The organism is Psychrobacter sp. TB55-MNA-CIBAN-0194 (assembly GCF_040309505.1).
GTDB lineage: Bacteria > Pseudomonadota > Gammaproteobacteria > Pseudomonadales > Moraxellaceae > Psychrobacter > Psychrobacter fozii.
In genome coordinates, this window is sequence record NZ_JBEOOW010000463.1 from 1 (window position 1) to 260 (window position 260).

Annotated in this window: 1 protein-coding gene; it reads right to left on the reverse strand. The window is 51.5% G+C overall.

Annotated features, from left to right (window positions below; translation table 11 throughout):
• Nucleotides 1-255 (reverse strand): NUDIX hydrolase (locus AAEY75_RS15905; RefSeq protein ID WP_352260133.1); only part of this gene is annotated, 255 nt, incomplete at its 3' end.
• Nucleotides 256-260 lie beyond the last annotated feature (5 nt).

The window sequence follows — 260 nt, forward strand, 5'->3', positions numbered from 1 at the left end:
TTGGATAGGCAGTTGACCAAGTAGTTGGACTTTGTTTGGTGGTAGCGCCGTCTCCTCGCAAGCTTCACGCAGCGCGGTGATGACGTTATTGCCATCGCCTATTTCATACTTGCCACCAGCACAGGATACTTCGCCAGCGTGACTGTTCATATGAGCTGCACGGCGCGTCAATAGCAGCTTAGGATGACGCTCATGAGTGATAGCAACCAAGACTGAGGCATCAGCTATCGGTGTCTGATACAGGCTGTCTAAGATACGAG